The organism is Ramlibacter sp. (assembly GCF_035627355.1).
GTDB lineage: Bacteria > Pseudomonadota > Gammaproteobacteria > Burkholderiales > Burkholderiaceae_C > Ramlibacter.
The window spans coordinates 59,031-66,924 of sequence record NZ_DASPLW010000049.1 but is presented as its reverse complement, the minus strand read 5'-3'; the positions used below and the strand labels follow the sequence as shown (position 1 = coordinate 66,924).

5 protein-coding genes and 1 tRNA gene are annotated in these 7,894 nt (G+C 67.2%); 1 reads left to right on the top strand and 5 read right to left on the bottom strand.

Annotated features, from left to right (window positions below; all coding sequences use genetic code 11):
* Positions 1-170: 170 nt before the first annotated feature.
* Positions 171-1,127: a transposase gene (locus tag VEC03_RS12635; protein ID WP_324915707.1), complete on the top strand. Its 957-nt coding sequence runs from the start codon at positions 171-173 to the stop codon at positions 1,125-1,127.
* Positions 1,128-1,143: 16 nt separating this feature from the next.
* On the opposite strand, the gene clpX is transcribed toward VEC03_RS12635, so the two are convergent.
* From clpX to VEC03_RS12610, 5 genes are all read right to left on the bottom strand, one after another.
* On the bottom strand, positions 1,144-2,409 hold the full coding sequence (clpX, locus tag VEC03_RS12630; RefSeq protein ID WP_324915705.1) for an ATP-dependent Clp protease ATP-binding subunit ClpX: 1,266 nt from the start codon (positions 2,407-2,409) through the stop codon (positions 1,144-1,146).
* A 79-nt stretch (positions 2,410-2,488) separates the two neighbouring features.
* Positions 2,489-3,097 carry an ATP-dependent Clp endopeptidase proteolytic subunit ClpP gene (gene clpP, locus VEC03_RS12625; protein WP_324915703.1) on the bottom strand — a complete coding sequence of 203 codons (609 nt, stop codon included), beginning with the start codon at positions 3,095-3,097 and terminating at the stop codon, positions 2,489-2,491.
* Between the two features lie 117 nt (positions 3,098-3,214).
* Entirely contained in the window at positions 3,215-4,525 is a 1,311-nt protein-coding gene (gene tig, locus VEC03_RS12620) for a trigger factor (protein ID WP_324915701.1), read from the bottom strand.
* A gap of 28 nt (positions 4,526-4,553) precedes the next feature.
* Positions 4,554-4,640 (bottom strand) — tRNA-Leu (locus tag VEC03_RS12615).
* Positions 4,641-4,717: 77 nt separating this feature from the next.
* A complete protein-coding gene (locus tag VEC03_RS12610) occupies positions 4,718-7,894 on the bottom strand; it encodes an efflux RND transporter permease subunit (protein ID WP_324915699.1) in 3,177 nt (1,058 codons plus the stop codon).

Below are 7,894 nucleotides of genomic sequence, written 5' to 3'. Positions count from 1 at the left end.
GCCTTGTATCTTCAGGCCTCGGACCAGCTCGGGTAGCCCGAGCGGCCTCTGGGCCAGTTGTTGAAGCCCGTGCCTGAGCACTGGGCGCCCGAGTTGGACCGTCCTTTCTTGCAGCCCGAACGGTTGTAGGAATCTGCAGTTCGCATAGACAAGGATGGGAGCGAGAGGACGTGTCCGACTCTGTTTTTGTGGGTATCGATGTCTCCGGCCAGACGCTGGAGGTTGCCAGCAGTGCCCAGGTCAAGACCTGGCAGGTGAGCAATGATGCGGCCGGACTGGAGACGTTGGTCAGCCAGTTGACGACGCTCGCCCCGGCGCTGACGGTGCTGGAGGCCACCGGGGGCTACGAGTTCGAGGCAGCTTGCGCGTTGCAGGCCGTTGGCCTGGCGGTGGCGGTGGTCAATCCGCGCACGGCGCGGGACTTCGCCCGGGCCATGGGTGCGTTGGCCAAGACGGACGCGCTGGACGCCAGGATGCTGGCGGCCTTCGCCCGTGTGCTGCACCAGCACCCCGAGCGTGAACGCTTCGTCAAGCCACTGGCCGACGCCGAGTTGCAGCGCCTGCAGGCCTTGGTGCTGCGCCGCAGACAACTCGTGCAGATGATCACGTCCGAGCGCCAGCGCATGCGCATCTCCCATAGCGCCGCCCGCCCGAGCATCGAGCGCGTCATCGAGTTCCTCAAGACCGAGCTGAGCGACTCCGATACTGACGTGGCAGCGCATGTGCAACGCCATCACGCCGAACTCGCTGCTGCCTTGGCCAGCGTGCCAGGTATCGGCGCGGCAAGCGTGGCGGTGCTGCTGGCCGAACTGCCGGAGCTGGGCAAGCTCGACCGACGTCGAGTGGCTGCGCTGGTGGGGGTGGCGCCGCTGAACCGCGACTCCGGCCAGATGCGCGGCCAGCGGGCGATCTGGGGTGGGCGCGCCGATGTGCGGCGCATCCTCTATATGGCGACCCTCACCGCCGTACGACACAACCCCATCCTCAAGGCCCACTACGAACGCCTCTTGGCGGCTGGCAAGCGCAAGAAGGTCGCACTCGTGGCGTGCATGCGCAAGCTGCTGACAATGCTCAACGCTATCGCCAAGCACGGCTCGAGATGGGACCCGACGCTTCATAGCGCTTGACCGCCAAGACGGTTGCTCAGGCCTTGCGGGCGGTCTCGCGGTAGACGAGCAGCGGCGCCTTGTTCTCTTCGATGGTGGACTCGTCCACCACCACCTTGTCGACGTTGGCCGTATTCGGCAGGTCGAACATGGTGTCGATCAGCGACTGCTCGAGGATGGACCGCAGGCCACGGGCCCCGGTCTTGCGGGCCAGGGCCTTGCGCGCGATGGCGCGCAGTGCGCTGGGACGGATTTCCAGGTCCACGCCTTCCATGGCCAGCAGCTTGGCGTACTGCTTGACCAGGGCGTTCTTCGGCTCGGTCAGGATCTGGATCAAGGCGTCTTCCGACAGCTCGGCCAGCGTGGCGACCACCGGCATGCGGCCCACCAGCTCGGGGATCAGCCCGAACTTGATCAGGTCCTCCGGCTCGACCTCGCGGAACACGTCGGTCAGGCTGCGCTGGGCCTTGCTCTTGACCGCAGCACCGAAGCCGATGCCCGAGCCTTCGGTGCGCTGCTCGATCACCTTCTCCAGGCCGGCGAAGGCGCCGCCGCAGATGAACAGGATGTTGGTCGTGTCGATCTGCAGGAAGTCCTGGTTGGGATGCTTGCGCCCGCCCTGCGGCGGCACGCTGGCCATGGTGCCCTCGATCAGCTTGAGCAGGGCCTGCTGCACGCCCTCGCCCGAGACGTCGCGCGTGATGCTGGGGTTGTCGGACTTGCGCGAGATCTTGTCGATCTCGTCGATGTACACGATGCCGCGCTGGGCGCGCTCGACCTCGTAGTTGCAGCTCTGCAACAGCTTCTGGATGATGTTCTCGACGTCCTCGCCCACGTAGCCGGCCTCGGTCAGCGTGGTGGCATCGGCCATCACGAAGGGGACGTCCAGCATGCGGGCCAGCGTCTGGGCCAGCAGCGTCTTGCCGCTGCCGGTGGGGCCGATCAGCAGGATGTTGCTCTTGGTGAGCTCGACCTCGTCCTTCTTGGCCTTGTCCTTGTGGCGCAACCGCTTGTAGTGGTTGTAGACGGCGACGGACAGGGACCGCTTGGCGACCTCCTGGCCGATGACGTAGTTGTCCAGGTTGGCCTTGATCTCGGCCGGCGTCGGCAGGTCGCCGCGGGCCTCGCGCTGCTCCTCACCCGCGGGCAGTTCGTCGCGGATGATCTCGTTGCACAGGTCGATGCACTCGTCGCAGATGAAGACCGATGGGCCCGCGATGAGCTTCTTGACCTCGTGCTGGCTCTTGCCGCAGAACGAGCAGTAGAGCGTCTTTTCGCTGGATGAGCCTTTTTTATCGGCCATGGCTGGGTTCGGTCGGCGGCTGGAAAGCCAATGATAACGGCGGGCAGAGCCTGTGCACGGACCCTCGTTTCCCGCCCGGTCAGGGCCGCTTGGCGATCACCTGGTCGACCAGTCCGTAGTCCCTGGCTTCGTCAGCGGACAGGAAATAGTCGCGTTCGGTGTCGCGTTCGATGCGCTCCAGCGGCTGGCCGGTGTTGTCGGCCAGGATCTTGTTGAGCAGCGCGCGGGTCTTGAGGATGTCGCGGGCGTGGATCTCGATGTCGCTCGCCTGCCCCTGCATGCCGCCCAGCGGCTGGTGGATCATGATCTTGGAGTGCGGCAGCGAGAAGCGCTTGCCCTTGGCGCCCGCGGACAGCAGGAAGGCGCCCATGCTGGCGGCCATGCCGGTGCACAGCGTCGACACGTCCGGCTTGATGAAGTTCATGGTGTCGTAGATCGCCATGCCGGCGCTGACGCTGCCGCCCGGGGAGTTGATGTAGAAGGAGATGTCCTTGTCCGGGTTCTCGCTCTCCAGGAACAGCAGCTGCGCGACCACCAGGTTGGCGGTCTGGTCGTTCACCGGGCCCACGAGGAACACCACCCGCTCCTTGAGCAGGCGCGAATAGATGTCGTAGGACCGCTCGCCGCGGCCGGATTGCTCGATGACCATCGGGATCATGCCGAGGGCCTGGGTGTCAAGTGCGCTCATGGAAGGGTCGAAGCTTTCGAAGTGCGGTACCTACTGTAGCCAAAAAAGCAGATGGGGCCCGCCGACCGGACTGCAAGTCCGGCGCGAGCCCCACGCGCCACTGGCCCGGACCGGGTGTCAGCCCTGGCCCATCAGCTCGTCGAACGAGATCTCCTTGTCCTTGACCTGGGCCTTGGACAGCACGAAGTCCGTGACGTTGTTCTCGATCACCACGGCCTCGACCTCGGCCAGGCGGCGGTTGTCGCCGTAGTACCAGCGCACCACCTCGGCCGGCTTCTCGTAGCTGGCCGCCAGTTCGTCGACGTGGGCGCGGATATGCTCCGGCTTGGCCTGCAGCTCGTTGGCGCGCACCAGTTCGGCCACCACCAGCCCCAGGCGCACGCGGCGCTCGGCCTGCGGGCGGAACAGGTCGTCGGGGATCGGGGCCTTGTCGGCATCCTTCACGCCACGCTGCTTGAGGTCGGCGCGGGCGCCTTCGATCATGCGGTCCACCTCGGCCTGCACGCTGCTCTTGGGCACGTCCAGCTCGGCCTTGGCCACCAGGGCGTCCATCACGGCCTGCTTGTTGCGGGCCAGCAGGCGGTACTTGACCTCGCGCTCGAGGTTCTTCTTGATGTCGGCACGCAGCGCCTCCACCGTGCCCTCGGCGATGCCCAGCGACTTCGCCAGTTCCTCGTTCACCTCGGGCAGCTTGGCGGCCTCGATCTTCTTGACCGTGACCATGAAGTCGGCGGTCTTGCCCGCCACGTCCTTGCCGTGGTAGTCCTCGGGGAAAGCCAGCGGGAAGGTCTTGCTCTCGCCGGACTTCATGCCGCGCACGGCATCCTCGAACTCCTTGAGCATCTGGCCCTCGCCGACCAGGAACTGGAAGTCGCTGGCCTTGCCGCCCTGGAAGGTCTCGCCGTCAATCTTGCCCTCGAAGTCGACGGTGACGCGGTCGCCGTCCTGGGCGCCGGCATCCTGCGGGCGCTGGGCGAAGGTGCGGCGCTGCTTGCGCAGGATGTCCAGGGTCTTGTCGATCGCTTCCTCGCTCACGTTCGCCGACAGCTTCTCGATCTCGGCCGTGGACAGGTCGCCGATCTTGACCTCGGGAAACACCTCGAACACGGCGTCGAAGGCCAGCTGGCCTTCGGGCGCCTGCTCGTTCTCGGTGATCTTGGGCTGGCCCGCGACGCGCAGCTTGGCTTCGTTCGCGGCCTGGGCGAAGGCCTCGCCGACCTTGTCGTTCATGACCTCGTAGTGCACCGAGTAGCCGTAGCGCTGCGCGACCACGTTGATCGGCACCTTGCCGGGCCGGAAGCCGTCCATCTTCACGGTGCGCGCCAGGCGCTTGAGGCGGGAGTCGACTTCGGACTTGATCGCATCGGCGGGCAGCGTCAGGGTGATCTTGCGCTCCAGCTTGTCGAGGGTTTCAACGGTCACGGCCATGGTGGTTCTCTCTTCGATGGGTCGGGTGTGGTGCGCGGGGTCGGACTCGAACCGACACGCCCGTGAAGGCGTCAGGACCTAAACCTGGTGCGTCTACCAATTTCGCCACCCGCGCAGTCCAAAAGCAGGGCGGGCGGCCGGATTGGAACACCGGCCGCCCGCCCGAATTCGGTCAACTCGTGATTTTAATGCTTATGCAGGAGCCGCGACCCCGCCGGCCGGCTCAGCCGCCGGTGCGGACGGGCGCCGGACCCGGAACCAGGCCGCGTACATCGCCGGCAAGGCCAGCAGCGTCAGCACCGTGGCGACGACCAGGCCGCCCATGATGGCCACGGCCATCGGCCCCCAGAACACCGATCGCGACAGCGGGATCATGGCCAGCACCGCCGCCGCGGCGGTCAGGACGATGGGCCGCAAGCGCCGCACCGCCGACTCGACGATCGCATCCCAGGCCGGCACGCCGCGGGCGCGGTCCTGCTCGATCTGGTCGACCAGGATCACCGAGTTGCGCTGGATCATGCCCATGAGCGCGATCACCCCCAGCAGCGCCACGAAGCCGAACGGCCGGTCCAGCACCAGCAGCGCGCCGGCCACCCCGGCGATGCCCAGCGGCCCGGTCACGAACACCAGCAGCGAGCGGCTGAAACTCTGCAGCTGCAGCATCAGCAGCGTGAAGGTGATGAACAGCATCACCGGCACGCCGGTCGCGATCGAGGACGATCCCTTGGCGCTCTCCTCCACCGCACCGGCCACCTGGATGCGGTAGGCCGGCGACCAGCGGGCCTCCAGTTCGCGCAGGCCCGGCAGCAGCTGGTTGGTGACGGTCGCGCCCTGCAGGCCTTCGACCACGTCGCCCTGCACCGTGATCGCGTAGCTGCGGTTCTCGCGCCACATCACGCCCGGCTCCCAGCCGAACACCGGCCGCGCGATCTGCGTCAGCGGAATGGCTTTCCCGGACGCGGTCGGCAGGTAGGCGTTGGCGATGTCGGTGATGGCGTTGCGCTCGTCCAGCGGCTGGCGCAGCACGATGTCGATCAGCTTGTCGCCCTCGCGGTACTGGCCGACGGTGGTGCCGGCCAGGATGGTGCGCGCGGCCTGGGCGATGGACTGGCTGGTCACGCCCAGCGCCCGGGCCTTGGCCTGGTCCACTTCCAGCCGCAGCACCTTCACCGGCTCGTTCCAGTTGTCGTTCACGCCGCGCATGTTCGGGTTGGCCCGCAGCAACTCCTTCACCTCGTCGGCATGGGCGCGCAGTTCGGCCGGATCCGGACCCACCACGCGGAACATCACCGGATAGGGCACCGGCGGGCCGTTGGGCAGCAGGGTCACGCGGCCACGGACCTCCGGGAACTCCTCGGCCAGCAAGGCAGGCAGCTTCACGCGCAGGGCCTCCCGCGTGTGCAGGTCCTGCGGCATCACGATCAGCTGCGACACGTTGGTCTGCGGGAACACCTGGTCCAGCGGCAGGTAGAAGCGGGGCACGCCGGACCCGACCCAGGTGCTGACGCCGGTCACGCCCGGCTCGCGCTGCAGGCGCGCCTCCACCCGCTTGGCGACGTCCTCGTTCGCGGCGAACGAGGTGCCCTCGGGCGACCACAGCGCCACCAGGATCTCCGGCCGGCTGGAATCCGGGAAGAACTGCTGCTGCACCTTGCCCATGCCGACGATGCCCAGCCCGAACACCGCCAGCGTCGCAACGATGGTCGTCCAGCGGTGCTCCACGCACCAGTCCACCGCGCGCCGGAAGCGGCGGTAGAAGGGCGTGTCGAAATGCTCGTGGTGCTCGGCCGAGACCGGCTTGGGCTTGAGCAGCAGCGTGCCCAGGTAAGGGACGAAATAGACCGACACCAGCCAGCTCAGCACCAGCGCGATGGCGGTGACGGCGAAGATCGCGAAGGTGTACTCGCCGACCGTGGACTTCGCCAGCCCGATCGGCAGGAAGCCGGCGGCGGTGATCAGGGTGCCGGTCAGCATCGGCATGGCCGTCACCTCGTAGGCGAAGGTGGCGGCACGGACCTTGTCGTAGCCCTCCTCCATCTTCCGCACCATCATCTCGACGGCGATGATGGCGTCGTCCACCAGCAGGCCCAGCGCGATGATCAGCGAGCCGAGCGAGATCTTGTGCAGGCCGATGCCCCAGTAGTGCATGGCCAGGAAGGTCACGGCCAGCACCAGCGGGATGGTTATGGCCACCACCAGCCCGGGGCGCATGTCCACGTACCAGCGTTTCCACAAGGGCAGCGCCGGCGCGCCCGGCCGCTTGTGCAGGCCCAGGCTGACGAAGCTCACCGCCAGCACGATCGCCACCGCCTCGACCAGCACCTTGACGAATTCGCCGACCGAGCTGGCCACCGCCCGCGGCTGGTCCTGGATCTGCACCAGCCGGATGCCGGCGGGCAGGCCGTCCTCGATGCGATTGAACGCGGTCCGCAGGGACTGGCCGAGCTCGATGATGTCGCCGCCCTTGGCCATGGACACGCCCAGCGCGATCACTTCCTTGCCGTCGTGGCGCACCTTGATCACGGGCGGATCGACGTACGCGCGCCGGATCTCGGCGATGTCGCCCAGCCGCAGCTGGTTGCCCGAGCTGCCGCGGATGGGCATGGCCGCCAGCTGCTCCACGGCCTGGAACTGGCCGCCCACGCGCACCTGTACCACGTCCAGCGGCGTCTGCACCGCGCCGGCCGACTCGACGGCGTTCTGCTGCCCGAGCTGCTGCAGCACCTGGTTCAGATCCAGCCCGAGCTGCGCCAGCCGCTTCTGCGAGACCTCGACGAACAGCTTCTCGTCCTGCACGCCGAACAGTTCCACCTTGGCGACGTCGGGTACCCGCAGCAGCTGCTGGCGCACGTCGTCGGCGAAGGTCTTGAGCTCGGCGTAGCTGAAGCCGGTGTCGGCTTCCAGCGCATAGATCACGCCGTAGACGTCGCCGAATTCGTCGTTGAAGAACGGCCCCTGGATGCCCTGCGGCAAGGTCGGGCGCATGTCGCCGACCTTCTTGCGCACCGTGTACCAGACGTTCGCGACCTCGGACGGCTTCGAGGAGTCCTTGATCTGGAAGATGATCTGCGACTCGCCCGGCTTGGAGTAGCTGCGGATGATGTCCGCATAGGGCACCTCCTGCAGCGTGCGCTCGACCTTGTCGGTCACCTGCTCGGCCACCTGCTGCGCCGTGGCGCCCGGCCAGTAGGTGCGCACCACCATCGCCCGGAAGGTGAACGGCGGATCCTCGTCCTGCCCGAGCTGGAACCAGGACGCGAAGCCCAGCACCATCAGCGCCACCATCAGGTAGCGGGTCAGCGCCGGATGGTCCAGCGCCCATTTCGACAGGTTGAAGCGCCCTGCCGTCGCGCCGGCGTCCTCGCTCAT